The following is a 20,738-nucleotide window of genomic DNA, read 5'->3' as shown; positions in this document are numbered from 1 at the left end:
TTTGTGTCTTCATAACCTCAAATATATCATCTTGCTTTGGCTGTCACCCTCCTTTATTTCTTCAGCATACTTTCTGACACACCACCAAATTTACTATATTAGGGTCTGTTTACTTTCTATTAAGCTGCTCGATTTTTTGCTGTATTCTATCCATCTTTTTTTGATAACGCCGAATCTTACGAAAACGATGCGCCGTCAATACGCCCTCAATACGGCGATTGATCAAACGACGAGGTGGAGGAAAGCCGCCCACTTGAGGTTCTCCATAACCATACAGATGATTGTCGCGACGACGAATAAGGTAGCCCTTCATACTATCCATAATCATGATGAATAACGCCAACGCCACCATGCCATACATAAATAGAGAACCGCCCTCATCTAAGCTTTGTTTCAGGACGGTAATGGATAATACAAACAGCAGCATAGGCTCGACATAGCTCAAAACACCAAATAATGACACTGGTAACTTACTACTGGCAACCATAGTCAGCGACATCGCCAACGCGCTAAACGCGCCAAGCAGCGGCAATAAATACCAGAATTTAATATCCTGTGCCGCCATACTAAAGCCGCCGCTAAAATACAGCATACTAAGCACGACTGGTGTGAGCAAAGTCAAATCAGACAGCAAGCCTGTGATGGGCGGTACAGAAAGCGTGCGACGCAATAGATAATAAGGCGGATAACCCAAACAGACAAACAAAGTTACCCAAGATATTGAGCCGTATTGAACAATATCATAGCCAATACCTAACGCTGCAAATGACGCGGCCACCCACTGGAGTCGGCTCATATGCTCGTGGTAAAAAAAGCGACCAATCACTATCATCACCAGCGGCAATAAAAAATAGCCCAAAGTGACATCAAGACCAAAACCATTTACCGGTCCCCACATAAACAGCCAAATCTGCCCGCCCAAAATTGGCGTGGGCAATATAAAAATTAGCCACTCCTTTACAGTTTTTAGGGTCTTTAAGTAATCAAAAACATGCTGCCATTGTTTGGTAAAGCTGACCAATAATAACAAACTCAATAGCATCATTAATATACGCCACGACGCTACTTGCGTACCCGACAACGGCAACATAAATAGCCCAAACAAGAACATCATCGAAAATAAAAAACTCGATGATACAGATGCTAACGTTCCTTGAAAGGTTTGATTGGTCGTGGACATAACAACAGCCTTAAAAAATAGAAAAAATAAAAGCCTCCGACGATAACGTCAGAGGCTTTTTCTAGAACAACGAGCAAAAACTAGAACAAAAGCTAACTACTGAGACATTTATTCGTCATCGTTGGTGTTTTCAACGTCTACTGTATGGTCATTGGCAATATCGATAACGTCGTTGACATCAGTGGTTGCTGTGTTGTCAGTCGTTGCATCAATATCTGCCTGCTCTTGACCTTCTACCTCAAAGGTACCGTCTTCTTTCATTGCATCGATTAATGCTTCATCATCGCCTTCTTCGTGTTCAACACGCGCCATGGCAACCAGCTTTTCATCTTTCGATAAACGAATTAATGTCACACCTTGAGTATTACGACCAGAACTGGCGACATGCTCAACGGGCGTACGCACTAACGTACCTTTGTCTGAAATTAAGATAATATCGTCTTCAGGATCAACCTTAGTGGCACGCACTAATGCACCATTTCGTTCACTGGTTTTAATAGCAATTACACCGCCACCGCCACGATTTTGGATATTGAATTCATCGATAAAGGTACGTTTACCAAAGCCTTTTTCGCAAGCGATTAGGATTTCACGTACATCGTCTTCGATAACCACCAATGATTTGATAAACTCATCATTAGCCAAACGCATACCACGAACACCTTTTGCGGTACGACCCATCGCCCGCGCATCGTTTTCATCAAAACGAATGGCTTTGCCACTTGAGGCAAATAGCATAACCTCTTGGCTACCATTGGTGATACGAGCGCTGACCAACTTATCACCCTCTTCTAAGCCAACAGCTATCAAGCCATTAGAGCGAATATTGGCAAATTGCTTAAGCTCTACCCGCTTCACGGTACCATTGGCAGTCGCAAAGAATACAAAAGGTGGCTCAGCGACATTGCTGTCTTCTAACTCTTCGGCCGCATCATCTAATGATATATCGCCTTTCGTAGGTAGCTCTTCTATTATTTTTGGAATTGGCAGTATCGTTGTGACGGTTTCATCACCGCTCAAGCCAATTAGGTTAACCAATGGACGACCACGGGCACCGCGACTGGCAATCGGTACTTCAAAACCACGTAGACTAAACACGCGACCACTATCAGTAAAGCACAGTACGGTCGAGTGCGTAGACGTGACGACTAAATGATCAATGACATCGTCTTCTTTCATCACCGTTGCCGACTTGCCTTTACCACCACGTTTTTGCGCCACATAATCATCGATCGGCTGAGTCTTGGCGTAGCCAGTACGCGACACAGTCATGACTACGGTCTGCTCTGGGATAAGGTCTTCACGGTTGAAGTCCATGCGCGAGTCAATAATATCCGTGCGGCGCTCATCGCCAAAATTATCACGAATCTCAAACATCTCGTTTGAAATAATTGTCATTAACTTATCAAAATCACCAAGAATAGATTCTAAATGAGCGATTTCACGCAATAAGTCTTGGTATTCTTCGGTCAGTTTGTCTTGCTCAAGACCGGTCAAGCGATGCAGCTGCATGTCTAAAATTGCATTGACCTGTTCAAGTGATAAACGATAGCGGCGCTCGCCTTCAATTGAGCCATCAATTAAGCCAAACGGTGCTTTAGGGTCTTCGCCTTCGATAAAGTCAGGACGCACTGATTGGCTACCAGCAGCGGTTAGCATCGCCACAACGCTGCCTGAACCCCAAGTATTATTTAACAAGCTTTCGCGTGCCAAACCGCGGTTAGCAGAGGCTTTAATGGTCGCGATAATCTCGTCAATATTAGCCAATGCAACGGTCAAGCCTTCTAGCAAATGACCACGTACGCGGGCTTTATTAAGCTCATAAATAGTACGACGGGTGACGACTTCTTGACGGTGACGGACAAAAGCGGCAATCAATTGACGCAAGGTCAATAGTTTTGGCTGGCCATTATCGAGCGCTACCATATTGATACTAAAGCTGGATTCGAGCGGGGTTTGTAGGAACAAGTTATTAACAATCACTTCCGCCGTTTCGCCGCGACGTAAATCAATGGCGATGCGCATACCGTCTTTGTCAGACTCATCACGAATCTCACTAATACCTTCGATTTTTTTATCACGAACCAATTCTGCAATACGCTCAATCAGCTTGGCTTTATTGGCTTGATAAGGCACTTCGGTGAAGACAATACGCTCGCGATCACGGTTGACACCCGTGTCGCTCATAGCTTCGATATGGTAGCGACCACGTATATGCAAGCGACCTTTACCGGTACGATAAGCGTCTAGAATACCCGCACGACCATAAATAATGCCGCCTGTAGGAAAGTCAGGACCTGAGATATGCGTCATCAACTCTTCGGCTGAGACTTGTGGGTTCTCCGCATAAGCTAAGCACGCATTAATCACCTCGGTGAGGTTATGCGGTGCCATATTGGTCGCCATACCAACAGCAATACCCGTCGCACCATTAACTAATAAGTTAGGAATACGCGCTGGCATGACGCTTGGCATACGCTCAGAGCCATCGTAGTTGTCTTCCCAGTCGACCGTATCCTTGTCTAAATCAGCAAGCATCTGGTGGGTGAGCTTGGTCATACGTACTTCGGTATAACGCATGGCTGCCGGTGGATCATCATCGATTGAGCCAAAGTTACCCTGACCGTCAACCATCGGATAACGAAGACTGAAATCCTGCGCCATCCTTACGATCGCATCATAAACCGCACTATCACCATGTGGGTGATATTTACCGATGACATCACCGACCACACGTGCAGACTTTTTATAGGGTTTGTTGTAGTCGTTAGACAGCACGTGCATGGCGTACATCACACGGCGGTGTACAGGCTTGAACCCATCACGCACATCAGGCAGTGCACGCGAAACAATCACGCTCATCGCATAATCCAAATAGGATTGCTTTAGTTCATCTACGATGCCAATAGGACTGACCGATTCGCTCATATACACTCCTTCACTCACATTGTTTTTCTAATGTTGAGACGTTTGCTCAAAATACTTATGGGTTATACAAAAATATAGCTGCATCAATGCGCAGCTACTACCAAAATATAAACCCTAAAAAGCACTGCTAAACGTGCAAAACAATAGGAAAATGATGATACGGTTTTTGTTAAAAGTAACGTTTAATAAAAGAAGCTATTTTAGCACAAATTTGCTGATTTAGGGGCATTTGCACATCATTAAAACTAAGCGAATCAGGTCATTAGCGGGCATTTTTTAGACCCTTTATCAAGATTTTACTTGGCTTAACGACATATCTTTTTAGACTGGCTAATCTTGCCGTTTTTACACACAAACTTACCTTCTTTTGAGCAATGCGATACCCCGCCCATTTTGCCCGAGCAAGGGGTATTTTTTGCTTGTGCTGGGCTAATAGGTGCTAAAACAAAGATAAAGGCACATAGTGATAACATCATTGATTTCATATTCTCAGCCTTAATAAGTTCATAAGAGGTGGACAATAAAAAACTGCATCCAGTGGACACAGTTTGAATCGATAGTATGAGTATTTATACGATTACCTGTAAAGCATTTTAAACTGGCTTAAACTCTTGATTAAAGAATTCACGCGTGGCTTGGGTACACGCTGGGCTGACTAATCCGCCATGATAGCTACTATAAAACGCTAGCAGAGGGTTGTCACCTTGTGCAGTTGCATCCGCTTTAACCTTTTCAACGCTATTACTAAAGTTTGTTTGTACACTGCTCACAACATCAGTGGCATTCCATTTGTTCATTGATGCCTGACCAATCATTGTAAAGGTCGATTGATCTGGGCGCGCGTCGGCGTTGTCTTTATCGACATCCAATACCGTAATATTGAGCTTAGCCGCTGAGCTCTTAGCACTGGCAGCCTGCAATATCTCTACCATAGAGCCTGTATTGGTATCAAAATAAACCGTTGGATCCTGATTACCACCACAAATAAGCGTCGGCATGGTTGGTACATAGCCGCGTAAGTCATTATCCTTTAGCGCCTTACGTAGGTTATTTTCAGGATTTGCTGCTGGCAGTCCGTTGCCGTTTTCTGCCCATAATCCATCAGGGTTTTTGGTGGTATCAGCCACAAACGCCGCGCGAAAGTCTGATTTAATCAGGTAGTTATCATCGTCATAGCCGCCTAGTATTGAAAACAGTAAACCTTTCTCCAAGCCAGCAAGAGCAGGATTAGTAGGATTGTTTTGGAACAGCGCATTATTAGGCAGTTTGCCCGTAGCGACTAGCTCACCAAACGGTAATTCATTTGGCAGTTGAGCATCGGCATATTTATCCAAGAATATATCTGATTTCTTACCATAAATATCGCCGTATTTTGCTTGTAAACCAATGCCAAGTAATGGCGCAAACCGTGACGCTCCGATATTGACGTTGCCTCTAAATATTTCATCACCAAATGCCGCTAGCGCATAAGGTCCTGATAAAGGCGCAATAGCAGTGATTGTTTTGTTTTGTGACTCGAGCAATCTAGCGGTTGCCATAGTCACATGACCGCCCTGCGAGTAACCTGCGATAAACAGCTTACCCGAATCATCAATATCGACGTAAACAGTATCATTTGCGCCTTTCTTTCGTTCAATAATTGAGCGCGCACTATCTAAAGCGTCAACCATGTCGGTCGACTGCTGCTGTGCAACCAGATAAGGATGATAATCGAGATCTGAGTCATCGTAACCAGCGTAGTTCGGTGCGACGACGATGTAGCCTTGTGCCGCGAAATTTGCGGCAATTAGATTCGCCTCTTCTACAGCAGGGTTGTTAATATTACCCACTTGTGCAAAGTCATAAGACTTGTCGGTCGTCGTACCATGAGCATATAATAGCACCGGACGATCTCCCTGACATTCATCAGCATCGCCAGTCGGTAGCATCAACGCCGCCGTGGCATTGGTATCTTCGTCTGCAGCACCTTTGGTATCATAGGTGACTTTTTCTATGGTTACGCCACACTTAGCAGCAGGTGTTGCCGTGCCGCCAAGACCGAAACTGCTGTCTACTTGGCTGGAGCTAAAGGTTTTGACAAACTCAGATGTGGCTTGCGGCGTGACAGATTCAACGACATTAAAGTCGTTATCATCACCACAAGCAACGAGCAGCAAACTGCTGGCGATGGCCATTGATAATAGGCAACGTGACATCAAAGGTTTCTTGTTGGCACTCATAGATATTGAACGATGAGTAGCGGTAGCGCGGTCAGGTTTGGAGAGAGGCATAGATGCTATCCTTAGCAGTAATAAGTCAGAAATAAGTCAGAAATTTGCTAAATTTTTTGGTAATAGATAAATTTATTTTAGTATAAATTGTTTCTTAAACCTTACTACTTATACCGTAAAATATGTTAAAAAGCTACTGAAAAACGTGCAACTGTTGGCTCCCATCAGGTTAAAAGAAGCATTTCTCTCATAACCATACTGACCTAATAGACATATTATTTAATAGCTTATAGTCAGTGAAAAGTAATATCGCTACATCACGTACTGCAGGTACCGTTTTTTCTTGCTTGCTGTGCCTACGCAGACAGAGGCTGCAAAAAAACCATACCCGCAGTATCGTAGTGTTTTTAAAGTATTTTAACTATAGGTTAAACAATGCAGCGTTATAGTCAGTGATAAATAATATCGATGCATCACCTACTGTAGCGTTTTAGGGTATTTTGACTATACGTAAATAAATGCACACCCCTCCCATTATTTTTAAGACGATGTAAACTTTTATGCAAAACGATATTAAAAACAGCAAGAACGATGAGAATCAAGAAGATAAATTGGTAGAAAAACCATCAGAAAATACGCGTACAGACCGTAGCTTTGATACGATCGCCGACCACTTTGAAAAAAAGGTTTACGGTGGTTTAAAAGGAGACATTCGACTGGCAGTATTGCGCCGTGATATTTTTGAATATACGGAGAAAATGAGTAAGCAGTTGGCTCGACCACTACGTATTTTAGATGTGGGTGCAGGACTGGCACAGATAGCCATTGAGCTTGCTGCTCAAGGACATATAGTAGTCGTTAATGATATCTCAGCCAATATGTTAGAAAAAGCACAAGTAAGTGCCGCCAAAGTTGAGAAAGAAATTGATATAACGTGGTATGTTTGCCCTTATCAAGAGCTACAAGAAAAGCTAAATGCAGAAGATAATGACAAGTTTGATTTAATCATGTGCCATGCGCTGCTCGAATGGTTGGCAGAGCCTGCAGCAGTGATGGAGTTTTTTGATCAGCAACTAACCGATAACGGAACGCTGTCGTTATGCTTTTATAACCCAGCAAGCTTTGATTATCGCAACCTCATCATGGGTAACTTTAACCTGCTCGATAATACGCAATATAAGGCTGATAACAAAAAAAGCCTGACGCCCAATCATCCGGTTGCCAAAGAAGAAGTCGAATCGTGGTTGGCAACCCATCATTATCAAGTGGTGCGCACCAGCGGTCTGCGCGTTTTTCATGATTACTCACCACTTAAACGGGGCGGTCATAACGATCCTGATGCGGTGATACGCATGGAGCTGCGTTACTCGCAATTGGAGCCGTATAAATGGCTGGGACGTTACTTGCATATACTGGCGACTCGATAAGTTAACTTCAGCAGTGCCATACTCTTTTAAAAGTGGATCGACCAGAAAGCGCAACGACTGTCTTTAGCTATTTTATTTCCTCGACTCTCTCTGGTCTATTATACTCTGACCAAGTCGTTGCATTGATGTCTTTTTCGTCAAATACCACGACATGCTCTAGTATCGGCAAGATACCAATGTGCGAGCCAATCTCATGGTTATGGTGGCTGGCAACTAAGGATAAGACCGTCTGCCCATCGTCGAGCTGCAAGCGATATAAGTAGTTGGCACCGCGAAAGACACGCCCGACAACCAATGCTGTTTGCGTGCTTTCATCGTCATGAATGATATCGTCAGGGCGTACCAAGACCTTAATCGGTGTACCATTGGGATAGTCATATTCACAATACTGTGGCTGTCCTGATTCGTCATAGACTTCCATGCGACGATAAATATCACCCAATGCCGTCTCGACATGACCTTCTTTGATGATGCCATCTATCATCGCGCCCTCGCCCACAAACTCAGCGACAAAGGGACTGACAGGTTCGTGATATAGCTCGCTTGGGGTTGCCCACTGTACCAGTTTGCCTTTATGCATCACCCCCACTTTATCCGCTAGAGCAAACGCTTCATTCTGATCATGAGTGACTAATATTGCGGTGGTATTGGTGCGTTTAAGAATATCACGGACGCTCATCGCCAATGATTCACGCAGCACGACATCCAAATTAGAAAACGGCTCATCGAGTAACAGTAGTTTGGGCTTTGGTGCCAGTGCACGGGCCAAAGCCACTCGCTGTTGCTGTCCACCTGAGAGCTCATTTGGACGTTTATCGGCATGTTCAGACAGCTCAACAAGTGCTAGCATCTCAGTCACACGGGCTTTTTTATCAGCGCCAGACCATTTATTCAGACCAAAAGCGATGTTCTTTGCCACGCTTAAATGTCCAAAAAGTGCATAGTCTTGAAATACCATGCCCATGCCACGTTTGGCGGGCGCCACTGCAAATGAGTGGCGAGCGGTCTTGTCAGTTAGGCACTGATTATTTAAGCGAATCGCACCGTCACGGCTTGGTTCTAGTCCTGCAATTGCCCTTAGGGCGGTGGTCTTTCCGCAACCGCTATAACCCAAAAAGCAACCAATCTCGCCTTGTTGTAGCACTAACGATAAGCCATTTACGACAATAGTATTGTCATAACCAACGATTAAATCTTGCACATCAAAATAAGGCTGAGCCGCGATACTTGCCTCATTGTATTGATGAGAGGAACGGTTTGGATTGAGGGTGTTTTGGTGCTGGTCTTTATCAGCTAGGGCTTGAGACATTTGCGCCTTGGTCAAAACTGCTATGGGTGGTTTTTTGAGACTATTGTGGCGCGCCGTGCCTTGAGTCTTTATAGACTTAGGATCTGCCGGATGTCTTGAGTCGTCAATCAAATCAGTGTACATAGACGGTACCAGTTAGCTATTAGTGAATAAAACCCATCGATAAAATGCTAAAAACAACAATAGAAAAATATCATCGAACCATTGAACTACCAGCAGTGCCTTATTTGTAAATGCTTAACACGCCCTAATCAAAGCACCTTAACCTTGCTTATCGCTTTGACGCAATAATATCCACACAGGCAGCAGACCAACCAGCACAATTAATAAGCTTGGCAACGCCGCTCGCCCCCACATGCCTTCACTGGTCATCTCAAACACTCGCACCGCTAGCGTATCCCAACCTTGCCGCCTCGTCATTAACGTGATGGGCATCTCTTTCATCACTTCAACGAACCCCATCAATAATGCGGTCAATACACCAGGGCTGAGCACCGGCAACATGACCTGTCGCCAACGCTGATAAGGGCTGTCGCTCAGCAATTTAGCTGCCGCTTCTTGATTGACCGTCAGGCGCTGTAGCTGGCGATCAACTGGCTGAAAACTCACGGTCATAAAGCGCGTCGATAATGCCAATAACATCACAATGACGCTACCAGACAACACCTGTTTCGAGGTGATACCAAAAGCAATCATTTGGTTGTCGAGCCAAGCGATGGGAATAAATATCCCCACTGCTAATACTGTCCCTGGCACGACATAACCTAAATTGGCCAGGGTGGTCATCAGCTTGGTCAACTTATCAGGATACTGCCGCTTAATCCACGCAATAATAATCGCCAAAAAGGCAATAAAAAACGTGGTCATACTAGCAATCATAAGGCTGTTGGTCACAAAATCGATATAACGTGCATCAAAATCTTGTCGAAAGTTCAACGCCGTCCAATAGACTAGCTGTAAAAATGGAATTAAAAAAGCAACTGCAAAGACTAATGCACACAGCAATGTCATCGCCAGTTTGGCAGGCTTGCTGGCGTCAAAACGCTGACTGCTGCCTTGGGTGACCGAATTACCGCGCTTTGCTTGCCAATACTGCTCAAACAAGACGACGATAAACACCACACCGATTAACAAAGCCGCCAGTTGTGCTGCGGTGGTCAAGCTAAAAAAGCCAAACCATGCCTTATAAATAGCCGTGGTAAAAGTATCGACATTAAAGACTGACACAGCACCAAAATCTGCTAATGTTTCCATGCTGGCCAGCAATAGCCCGCCAATTATCCACGGCAGTGCTTGTGGTAATGCCAGTCGAAAAAACACCCGGCTGCGACTTAAGCCCAGCATCTGACCCGCTTCAATCGCCCGCCTGCCTTGCGATAAGAACGCTTGACGCGCTAGCAAATAGACATAAGGATAAAAGGCCAGCGACAATACCAAACCTGCTCCCCAGACATTGCGTACTGACGGAATCGCGGTACTGATACCTAAGTCGCGCAAACCCGTCTGCAGTGGCCCACTAAAATCGACGATACCGATGGTGACAAATGCCAATACATAGGCAGGTATCGCGAGCGGTAACATCAGCGCCCACGAAAAAAACCGCTGTCCAGGGAAGCGGTACATGCTGGTCACCCAAGCAAGTGTGGTACCGACCGTGCCAGAAATAACCGTTACCATCAACAATAAAATAGCGGTATTTTTGAGCACTTGTGGTAGCACATAATCTTTCATATGCGTCCAGATATCAGCGACTGGCTGTGTCCACGATAGCAGTACAACCAAAATCGGCACCAGCATAAACAACGAAATCAGCCCTAAGACTGATTTTGAGATAATACGCTTGCGGACGGTATGATCTTGACTGACAGTCTGATTGTCAATGACACTGCCATTAACATTATTATTGTCTGGGTCATTTTGACTAACAGACGCATCTGGCGTTGTGATCATATCATTATTACCGTGTCGTACGCATAGAGACCTTACGAGGTGATACCAAACTCAAAAAATACGACTGGTTCTAAGTGTCACTATTATTTTGAGAATGGTATGATTGGCAGTGCTCTATTTATAACCAGCTTTGTCCATCATTTGAATCGCTTGGGTTTGTAGCTCGCCAAATTTCTGTACATTGATATCGTCTTTTTTGAATTCACCCCATGATCTGAGTAACTCTGACTCATCGATACCTTCTTTGACAGGGAATTCTTTGTCAGCACTGGCATATAAACCTTGTGCTTCATCAGAAGACAACCATTCCATCAATTTAAGTGCGCCATCTGGATTGTCCGAATCTGCTACCACACCCGCACCCGAAATATTTACGTGCGTACCAGTCGTACCTTGGTTGGCCCAAAATATCTTCACTGGGAAGTTAGGCTTTTCGTCGAGCAGGCGACCATAATAGTAACTGTTGGCTACACCCACTTCACATTGCCCAGCGGCAATGGCTTCTAACATACTGGTGTCATCACTGAATACGTCAGTGGCTAGGTTATCAACCCAACCACGGATGACCTCTTCGGTTTTTTCTTCGCCCAAGTGCTCCATCATACTGGCCACAAGCGACTGGTTATATACTTTTTTAGAGGTACGTAAACATAGCTTGCCCTTCCATTTTGGATCGGCCAAGTCTGCATAAGTGGATAATTGGTCGGCGCTAACCTTGCTTGGGTCATAAAAGATAGTACGTGCACGCAATGACAGACCAGTCCACTGACCTTTTGGATCACGATACTTTGCAGGAACGTTAGATTCTAATACCGTAGAAGCAACAGGTTGCAGTAACCCTTGCTCAGCGGCTTGCCATAAGTTGCCCGCATCAACTGTCAACAGCATATCAGCTGGGGTATTTTGACCTTCGGCTTGCAGACGCGCCATCAGCGGGCCTGTTTTGTCCGTGACTAAGTCAATCTTGACGCCTGTCTGCTCGGTATAGCGATCCAACAATGGCTTGATGAGCTGCTCGTTCCGTGAAGAATAAATAGTAACCGTTTGATCATCGGCATTTACATTATTATTAGCGGCACCATCATTGGCTACTGGTTGCTCAGTACCAGCTGCTGAAGTTTCTACCTCTGCACTGTCTTCAGTGGTAGATGAGTTACTACAACCAGCCAGCCCCAACATCATGCCAAATACGGCAACAGGCAAGGTAAGTTTAGAAGCAGTTAGTGTGGTGCTAATAGCGTTCAATGACATGGTTTTCCCCATAGTGATGCTACAAAAAAGTGCAACGAATCGTAAGATAAGATGTTATTAAAAATCGCTTGTTATTGGGATGAATAACATCATAATACCCGAAACCAACATACTAGTGGAAATGAGATTAATTATCAATACATTTATTTCACTCTGAAATGTACGTATTGTTTGGCTTAACGATACCTTTTTAAGAAAAATATTCTTGACCCTATCAGCCAAAATATCTATAACAAACTTGCTACTTATTTGACAGGTTATTATATAGGGCGTGTTTGATTCTTCGGCCACGGCACTAATAAAGACAGCGCAAAACTTATCCCAGTAGTACGGTGTTTGTTATTATAGTGAATCGATTATAGTAGCCATTTTACAATAGCCATTGACCTAAGAGGACGTTCACCGCCGCTTCTGTTCGCAAGATACGCGGGCCTATATGCACGGACTCACACCCTTGTGCGGCGAGCAGCTCTATCTCGTAATCAATCCAGCCGCCTTCAGCACCGATACAAACCAGACTGGGCAGCGCTAATAAATCCAGTTGTTGTAAATAGTCCTGTTGTTGTAAATACTGTGTAAATGACTGCTCACTATATGGGTGCGCCACGATAGCGCGATTGGTTATCAGACTAGCAAGCTCGTCTTCAACAAAAGGCTTAAAGCGTTTTGCTAACGTAATATTAGGCGCGAGCGTATCGACACCTTGTTGCAGCCCTTCTAATACGAATTCGTCAAGGCGCGCCAGCATCGGGCTTTGCCAATAGCTTTTTTGCGTACGGTAACTATTGATCAGGATGATATCGCGCACACCAAGTGCAGTCATATCCATTATCAAGCGTCGTAGTACTTTAGGACGCGGTAGTGCTAATATTACGGTTAAATCCAATTTGGGCGGCGGGGCAATTGTGAGCTGGACATCGCACAACTGAATTCGCTCATGGGTGACACCATCTATAATCGCAGTACCTAAATCACCACCCAGCTGACCGATTTTCAGCGTATCACCGACCGTTGCCTTAAGTACTTTATTGACATGATTGATTTGTGATAACTCATCAATATACGCGGTATCTGCCGAGAAGTTTTTAGTGGGCAATAATAGACAGTTCATAGCAGCTCTTGGTTTTAATGTTCATTGAAATCTTAGTCGAAATCTTCATTTAAAGCTTGGTTCGAGTATTGCTCAATGACATCTTCAATCATGGTAAATTGACGAGTCAATACAGCTTGCTGTTGTATTGTCATCTGCGCGCCCGCTTGCCCTGCTTTTTTCGCCCATTCAAGATGACTTAGCCAAGACATTAGCTGCTGATAAATAAGCGCGGTATCGTCCATTTTTACTTTTGCATCAAGGCTTTTTTCAGTCGGTTGAGCTGCTTTGGTCGATTGATACTCTTCCGTTGATTTATAACTGTCATTATGCGGCTGATATAACGCACCGACCTCAGACAGTTTATCGACCACGCTTTGACAAGACTGCGTATGAAGCCCCATTATGACAGGCGTTGCCACACTTGCCGGCTCAACGGGATTATGGCCACCAATATCGACTAACGAGCCACCGACTAGCGCCACATCTGCAAGCTTATACCAAGTCATCAGCTCACCCATACTATCCGCCAAATAGACTTGTGTGGCGGCAGCAATCGACTCTTCTGCACTACGCCGTGCCATTTTTAACGCTGTGTCTTGAATAAGTGCGGCGACTTCATCAAAACGTTCAGGATGTCTCGGTACGATAATCAGCAGCGTGTCAGCGAGCGCTGAATGAGACAGTAGTTGCTGCTGTAATGACAGCGCTATTTCTTCTTCGCCGCTGTGCGTGCTGGCTGCCACCCAAATCGGTCGACCCTCTATTCCTAGGTTTCTGACCATACCGCTATTGTGCTTTTGCATAGCAGTAGACTGGCTATCATTATTGTTTTCAATAACAGTTTCTTTATCGGTAAGCTTAGGGGTATTAATCACCCATTTTAGCGAACCTGCCACGCGTATTTTTGCGCTATTCGCACCCAATTGTCGAAAGCGTTTAGCAGACTCATTGTCCTGCGCAATAATTAAACTCAAGTTTTTCATCATACTGGCGCTGACGGCAGCAATTTTTTGATAACTCTTAAAGGAAGACGCAGACAGCCGACCATTGACCAAGATACTGGGAATACGATGCTCAGATAACTTGGTCAAGATGTTGGCCCATAGCTCTGTTTCTACAAACAAAGCGGCAATAGGCTGTACATGCGCTAAAAACCTCTCTATCACCGCGGGGCTATCGACAGGTACATAACTGTGACTCATCTGACCTTGTGCAATCGCATCAGCGAAACGACTGGCACCGCGAGCAAAACCCGTCTGTGTGGTATTGGTGAGCCATATTTTATAGCCATCAGCCAATAATTTATCCAACAGCGGCGCGACCGTATTGGTCTCACCCAATGACACCGCATGACACCAAATAATGCCCTTGTTAGCCTTCGCATTGCCCTCAGGACTAGCCGTAGACTTAACATTAGCCTGCTCCACATAATTACTATCAAGCGTTGGACATGGTGGATAGCTCTTACCAAAACGCTGCGCAACTTCCTGTTGATAGTTGGCGCGTTTATGTGAGCGCCGCCATACTTGCAATCGATATAACGGCTTAAGTAAGCTTATGGCAAACTGATAATAAAAAGGCGAATGATAAACAGCATGGCTTGGCAACGATGCTGGGTCCGTTGCTTTTGAATAACTATCAGATGGTGTATGAGAAGATGGCATGAATCAGCCCAGATTAGTAATGAATCAGATAATAGGAGAGTGGTGGTAAAAAACGCGCCAATTCTACCTTAATTTGGCACTCAACAATACGCTTTTACCGCGTATCTGTCATACATAAAATACTTTAGACGATAATAAATATCAACACCGCCACCACTACTATTGCAACGAATAATAACTGATAACGCTTGATGCTATGCTGCTCTTGTTTTTGAGTCGTCATCAATGCCTGCGCTTGCTGCCACTGCCTCACGACGCTAGCTGCTTCCGCGTGACCATTTTCTGCCGCTTGCTCTAGCCAGTACTGGCCATTGGCTATCTCTTGCGTCACGCCTACCCCTTGGTAATACATCTTACTTAGCAGACGCTGGGCGCGGCTGTCGTTTTTGCTCGCCGCTTGCTTGACCCATTCAACCCCCGATTCGGTTGCAGAATTTTTATCAACTGCAAGGCCCTCATCAAGTAGTTCGTACATCGCTAGACGCAACATAGCAGCGGTATTACCAACATTAGCCGCCTGTTGTAACTTTAATAATGCTTGCTTTTTTGCAGCCAAATGACTCTCTGAAAATAAGGTTTGCGCACGTGGCTTGGCTTGCTTGGCAATATACTGCTCAAATTGATCTAAAACTTTGCGGGCTTGCTGATACTCAGTTTGACCAGACGTCTGCGCCACTTCTACGTTATCCAACTCTAGCAACAATTGTGTGAAAATCTCTGGCGTAGGCGAGGTTTTTGCTAAAGGTTCTGAAGCTGGTGGCTTTGGTATCGGTTTTACTGATGGCGCACTTTCTGGTTTAGTACTTTCTAAGGGTGTCTGTACTGTAGATAGCTCAGGCTTATTTTGGTTATTTTGTTCGGATAAATCACTATCTATTGATACTTTATTAAGCAGATTTTTCTCTAATGGCTGGTAGTTATTATCCGTTTTGGCTGTTTTTAAATGAGCATTTGTATTTGTGCTTACACTAATATTTGTATCAGTCTCTCTTATCGCCTCTTGAGTGACTGCGGCGACTGGCATAGCTGTAGTAGCCACTTGGTCACTATTCGAATTTGGTAACCTTGAGATAACGGCTTGATACAAACCGCTGGCCACTTGACCACCTTGTACCGATTCAAACTGCCGATCGATATGACCAAATAGACGCAACCCTATCGGCTCTAACGCAAAAAACAGCGAGGTAACGTCAGTATCAATATTGGTATCATTATCAGTAATACCGCGGTAAACGACCGCCATATGCTGATAAAAATCATCCGCCGTCAGTGGCAATGCAGGATAACGCTTCCCTAGCTCAAACTGCCCAAACCAATGCGGGACATGTTGCCACTGCTGTGCCAATACTCGTCCTGCATAAAAGGCCAAAAACACCATAAAATTGCGATAATGCTCATCTGTTAATAGCGCTGCTTCATTCCATATGCCTGCCTTTACCATATCACGGCGTATCTGCGTTAATAAGATATCGATGCGCTGCAAGCTCGTCAGCGACTCATCCAATTGGCAATGGCGCAATTCAGTTTCATAAGCAATGCCACCTGCGATAGCACGATCAGCTGTGAAATCTTGCCAATAGCCTGCTGCAACATAATCAAGGGGCGTTAAGGGAGGTGCAGACATAAGGCAAATCTATCCTTCAAAAAATAAGTCGTTAATAGAGCTACAGAGCAAATCAAAAAACTAATACCGTTCGAGTAGTTTACCTTAACCTAAAATCTAAAGCGCTACAATAACGGACTAAATAAGCGCACCACGTTATCAAATAATCGCTCTGTCTTTTGTCGTTGCTGCCATTCTTCTAAAGTTAAGAAACGACAGCTCTGTAAATACGACTCTTGACACTCCGCAACCTGCGCCACCATTTCTGGGGTATAAATGGCTAAACTGACCTCCATATTCAAATAAAAGCTGCGCATGTCAATATTAACCGTACCAAATAAGCAATAATCATCGTCAATGACCACCGTTTTGGCATGTAACAGACCGCCTTTAAATAAGGCAATAGTCACGCCAGCCTCTAGCAGCTCTTGATAATAGGCTTGCGAGGCATGCTGAACTAAAAAGGAATCGACCTTTTCTGGGATAATCAGTGTCACATCAACCCCACGTTTTGATGCGGTTACCAGCGCACCAGACAACGCCTCATCAGGTACAAAATATGGGGTCGTGATACGAATACGCTTATTCGCACGGTGTAAAACAGTCACTAAAGTATTATAAATCACATGCGCGGTCACTTGCGGTGCCGAAGGAATTAGCTGTGCAATCACTCCTTCCACTACGGGCATCTGCGGAATTACAGTCGACATCGCACCCGTACTAGGCGGCTCAAAAGCCTCTACATCCTCATCCAATACTTTTATTCGACTATTGATGTCATTAATCGTTGGATGGCGTACATACAATTTACGCGTATAGCTATTCACTCGCTGATGCAGCGCATCCAAGTTATCGCTATTTTCAGCGCCAATATCGGTGACCACTACTTTGGCCATCGCGGTTGTGATACTGATCTCGTTGTCGCTGACACTGCGTATCGCTACGTCAATCCACTCACCAACCGCTTTATCTTGCTTAAAGAACTTAGGGTCAACCAAGTTAAAACTGCCGATATAGCCAATGTATTCATCAATGACCACCATTTTGCGATGATTACGCAAATCAGACCGCTTAAATAAAGTCTTAAACAAGCCTACTGGTAGTGATTGATGTACGAAAACGCCAGAACGCTCTAACTTCTTATGTTCTGCACTATTAAAAAAGCTAAAACTACCGACACTATCAATAAGAATATGACATTCTACGCCGCGCTGTGCTGCTGCGATCAATGCTTCTATGACCTCTAAGACTTGTCCTTTTGGATAGATAATATAAAACTCCATCAAAATGGTACGTTGAGCAGCTTCAATATCATCAAGCAAGCGTTTAAAAATAATATTAGGGTGCGTCAATAGCTGCATGTCGTGGCCTGGAAACACCCCAAACCCTGTCCAGCGAGTCCCTATCTGACTCACACCGCGGTAATGCTCAGGCAGTAGTTCCTGACCTTTATCAAAAATCAAACGCTCGCGCTGTGCCATCTCATTCATCAGCAACCGTGCTTGATTCATGCGCTGACGGTAGCGGCGCCCAATCATCGGCTCACCGACCAACACATAAGCAATCAACCCAAATAAAGGTAAAGTGAACAAAATAGCTATCCACGCAATTGCCACGCCAACGTTTCGCTGCACCGAAACAATACGTAAGGTCAGCACAATCATCAGAATAATATGAAATATTAAACCCAACCCGGCAAAGTCAGTCCATGACCATGCCGCCATTTGCTGCTCAGTAGTAGATAAAGCTTCTATGTTCGCCTCCAACAATCAGTACCACCAAATATTCTTAGCTCAGTATAGTAGCTTTTAGCCACCATACAATAGGTAACAGCAATAAGTATATTCACAGCAACACTGATAAAAGTCTGACTCTAGTTACTATGGATAAAGGAGTTTGAGAAGTATTTATAATTATTTTCTCATATTATGAAAATACTGTTTGACAGCCATGTGTAAATGTATATAATACACACCCACAGCAAGGGGACTTAGTTAAGTTCTACTTTGTTGAAAGTTAGTTTGAAGGGTGACAGCTTTAGACGTTATGACTTTTAAGAAGCTTTGATAGCCTAATTTAGGTTTAAAGTTTTTAGAAAATTCCCTTTAAGGAATTTTCTCTTGTGGATAAATACCTATGTCATGTAGGTGCTGAGTTTTTAGAATTTACGAAAATGTAAATTCTCTTGCGCTCGGACGAAGGACTGCTTCGTATATCCTCGCTCAGGGTGATTAGCTCAGTTGGTAGAGCGTCTGCCTTACACGCAGAATGTCGGCGGTTCGAATCCGTCATCACCCACCACTCTTTTAGCGAGTGCGCCTTTTTATAGAGGTGAAATGCTAAAGACGACCTAAGCAGCGGTAGTTCAGTTGGTTAGAATACCGGCCTGTCACGCCGGGGGTCGCGGGTTCGAGTCCCGTCCGCTGCGCCATATTTAAAACTTAGTTTTAATACAAAAGTTTCAACCTCAAGCATTAAATTGTTTGAGGTTTTTTTGTGTCTGTATTTTCTCTTAAAGCCTTTATTTATAAGGGTTGGGTGTTTCACCTATGTTGATCTTTACGAAACGGTATACTCTTTAACAATGCATGAGTTATAAATTTTCGCGCATACGCTCTATCTTTTGAAAATCGGTGACCAAGTACTCAGTGACCAAACGGTGACAATTTTGTGACCAAGATTGTAAAAAGTCGGTTGTGGTAACTGATCTCTATAATTTATGTTTACTGACAAATTCAGTAGCTTACAACCTCAATCTTAAACTAAGCTTTAGAAAATATCGAAACCTTTCTACGCATTTTTCTATTGCGATATTATTAATTTCGTTTAAAACAGCACTACATAAAGCCTTAAACTAAGATTGGAATCCAACAAGGGTTACAACCTTAAAGTCATAACCCCTTCCTTGAACGAAAATCATAAAACGTGGTTACTATTAATTGAGCCGATCATTTACCAAAGTTACCCAGTAATCTACACCTATAGATAAGATGTCGTCGTTAAAATCGTAAAGTGGATTATGCAATGCCGTACCACCGCATTCACCCTCGCCATTACCAATCAAAATGTAGCAGCCGTCAATCTCACGTAACATAAATGAGAAATCCTCACTAATTGTGTATCGTTCACAGTTACCATTTACGTTATCAGCGCCAACCACTTTTTGAGCGGCGCTCACTGCATGAGTAGTCTCAACTGGAGCATTGATTGTAGATAAGCAGGTACTAGCAAAGTGATACTCATAATCGACTCCTGCCGACATACATTGACCTGATACAATACGTTCAATTGCTTTTTCAATTTTTCCCAATGCTGAATCGGTAAAGCTACGCGTGTCTCCAGTGATAGTTACTTGTGAAGGAATGACGTTCACAGTCCCATTGGTCTCAAAGTTGGTCACTGAAATGATAGCTGTTTCATCTATAGCACTTAAGTTACGTGAGACGATGGTTTGTAATGCAGTCACCACTTGTGCACCAACGACGATCGGATCTGTACCCATATGTGGTAATGCAGCATGACCACCAGTGGCATTGATGACGATTTTGAAACTGCTTTCACTGGCCATCAAAGAGTTTGGTCGAGTTATAAACTGTCCTGCTGGAACACCAGGTATATTATGCATACCATAGATTGCATCCATCTGCCAGCGAGTAAATAGTCCATCGGCAATCATCGCCTTTGCCCCTGTACCACGTTCTTCGTCAGGCTGAAAAATAAAATATATGATACCATCAAAGCTTTTATTCTCTGACAATACTTTAGCAGCACCAAGTAGCATGGCGGTATGACCATCATGTCCACAAGCATGCATAACACCATTATTCTTTGAAACATGGCTAAAAGTGTTTTGCTCATGTATTTGCAGCGCGTCCATATCGGCACGTAAACCAACAGAGCGTGTACTAGCGCCATTTTTTAAAATACCAACCACGCCCGTACCGCCAATATCGCGATGTACTTCTAGTCCAAAAGCCTCTAGCTTGTTTGCGACAAATTCTGAAGTTTTGAACTCTTTAGTACTCAGTTCAGGATATGGTGGTGTGTCAGAAAGTATGCTGAAGAAATAAAGGAGGGTGACAGCCAAAGCAAGATGATATATTTGAGGTTATGAAGACACAAA

13 protein-coding genes and 2 tRNA genes are annotated in these 20,738 nt (G+C 44.0%); 3 read left to right on the top strand and 12 right to left on the bottom strand.

Annotation, left to right across the window (positions count from 1 at the left end):
• Positions 1 to 109: 109 nt before the first annotated feature.
• The 4 genes from rarD to EI162_RS09285 all read right to left on the bottom strand — a co-directional run bounded on the left by rarD (position 110) and on the right by EI162_RS09285 (position 6,378).
• A complete protein-coding gene (rarD, locus tag EI162_RS09300; protein ID WP_192524100.1) occupies positions 110 to 1,180 on the bottom strand; it encodes an EamA family transporter RarD in 1,071 nt (356 codons plus the stop codon).
• Positions 1,181 to 1,288: 108 nt separating this feature from the next.
• Positions 1,289 to 4,108 carry a DNA gyrase subunit A gene (gene gyrA / locus EI162_RS09295; protein ID WP_192524099.1) on the bottom strand — a complete coding sequence of 940 codons (2,820 nt, stop codon included), beginning with the start codon at positions 4,106 to 4,108 and terminating at the stop codon, positions 1,289 to 1,291.
• Between the two features lie 305 nt (positions 4,109 to 4,413).
• Positions 4,414 to 4,593: a hypothetical protein gene (locus EI162_RS09290; protein WP_192524098.1), complete on the bottom strand. Its 180-nt coding sequence runs from the start codon at positions 4,591 to 4,593 to the stop codon at positions 4,414 to 4,416.
• A 108-nt stretch (positions 4,594 to 4,701) separates the two neighbouring features.
• Entirely contained in the window at positions 4,702 to 6,378 is a 1,677-nt protein-coding gene (locus EI162_RS09285; RefSeq protein WP_192524097.1) for an alpha/beta hydrolase family protein, read from the bottom strand.
• Positions 6,379 to 6,878: 500 nt separating this feature from the next.
• On the opposite strand from EI162_RS09285, the gene EI162_RS09280 reads away from it, so the two are divergent.
• On the top strand, positions 6,879 to 7,745 hold the full coding sequence (locus EI162_RS09280) for a methyltransferase domain-containing protein (protein ID WP_192524096.1): 867 nt from the start codon (positions 6,879 to 6,881) through the stop codon (positions 7,743 to 7,745).
• A gap of 67 nt (positions 7,746 to 7,812) precedes the next feature.
• Here the strand turns inward: EI162_RS09280 and EI162_RS09275 are convergent, their stop codons facing one another.
• The 7 genes from EI162_RS09275 to EI162_RS09245 all read right to left on the bottom strand — a co-directional run bounded on the left by EI162_RS09275 (position 7,813) and on the right by EI162_RS09245 (position 18,381).
• Complete coding sequence (locus tag EI162_RS09275; RefSeq protein WP_413038384.1) at positions 7,813 to 9,054, bottom strand: ABC transporter ATP-binding protein; 1,242 nt, start codon at positions 9,052 to 9,054, stop codon at positions 7,813 to 7,815.
• 261 nt (positions 9,055 to 9,315) lie between these two features.
• Complete coding sequence (locus EI162_RS09270) at positions 9,316 to 11,004, bottom strand: ABC transporter permease (protein ID WP_192524094.1); 1,689 nt, start codon at positions 11,002 to 11,004, stop codon at positions 9,316 to 9,318.
• Between the two features lie 114 nt (positions 11,005 to 11,118).
• Positions 11,119 to 12,255, bottom strand: a complete 1,137-nt coding sequence (locus tag EI162_RS09265) for an extracellular solute-binding protein (RefSeq protein WP_192524093.1) — start codon at positions 12,253 to 12,255, stop codon at positions 11,119 to 11,121.
• A gap of 370 nt (positions 12,256 to 12,625) precedes the next feature.
• On the bottom strand, positions 12,626 to 13,366 hold the full coding sequence (locus EI162_RS09260) for a 16S rRNA (uracil(1498)-N(3))-methyltransferase (protein ID WP_192524092.1): 741 nt from the start codon (positions 13,364 to 13,366) through the stop codon (positions 12,626 to 12,628).
• 32 nt (positions 13,367 to 13,398) lie between these two features.
• Entirely contained in the window at positions 13,399 to 15,012 is a 1,614-nt protein-coding gene (locus EI162_RS09255; RefSeq protein WP_192524091.1) for a 3-deoxy-D-manno-octulosonic acid transferase, read from the bottom strand.
• Positions 15,013 to 15,136: 124 nt separating this feature from the next.
• Complete coding sequence (locus EI162_RS09250) at positions 15,137 to 16,636, bottom strand: tetratricopeptide repeat protein (protein ID WP_192524090.1); 1,500 nt, start codon at positions 16,634 to 16,636, stop codon at positions 15,137 to 15,139.
• A 104-nt stretch (positions 16,637 to 16,740) separates the two neighbouring features.
• Positions 16,741 to 18,381: a cardiolipin synthase gene (locus EI162_RS09245; RefSeq protein WP_192524102.1), complete on the bottom strand. Its 1,641-nt coding sequence runs from the start codon at positions 18,379 to 18,381 to the stop codon at positions 16,741 to 16,743.
• A gap of 459 nt (positions 18,382 to 18,840) precedes the next feature.
• On the opposite strand from EI162_RS09245, the gene EI162_RS09240 reads away from it, so the two are divergent.
• Positions 18,841 to 18,916 (top strand) — tRNA-Val (locus tag EI162_RS09240).
• A gap of 53 nt (positions 18,917 to 18,969) precedes the next feature.
• Positions 18,970 to 19,046, top strand: a tRNA-Asp gene (locus tag EI162_RS09235).
• Positions 19,047 to 19,550: 504 nt separating this feature from the next.
• On the opposite strand, the gene EI162_RS09230 is transcribed toward EI162_RS09235, so the two are convergent.
• Entirely contained in the window at positions 19,551 to 20,702 is a 1,152-nt protein-coding gene (locus tag EI162_RS09230; RefSeq protein WP_225735290.1) for a M20 aminoacylase family protein, read from the bottom strand.
• Between the last annotated feature and the right edge of the window lie 36 nt (positions 20,703 to 20,738).

The organism is Psychrobacter sp. FME6, assembly GCF_014861365.1.
GTDB lineage: Bacteria > Pseudomonadota > Gammaproteobacteria > Pseudomonadales > Moraxellaceae > Psychrobacter.
Note: the sequence above shows the minus strand (reverse complement) of the source record. Positions and strands in the feature narration are given on the sequence as shown.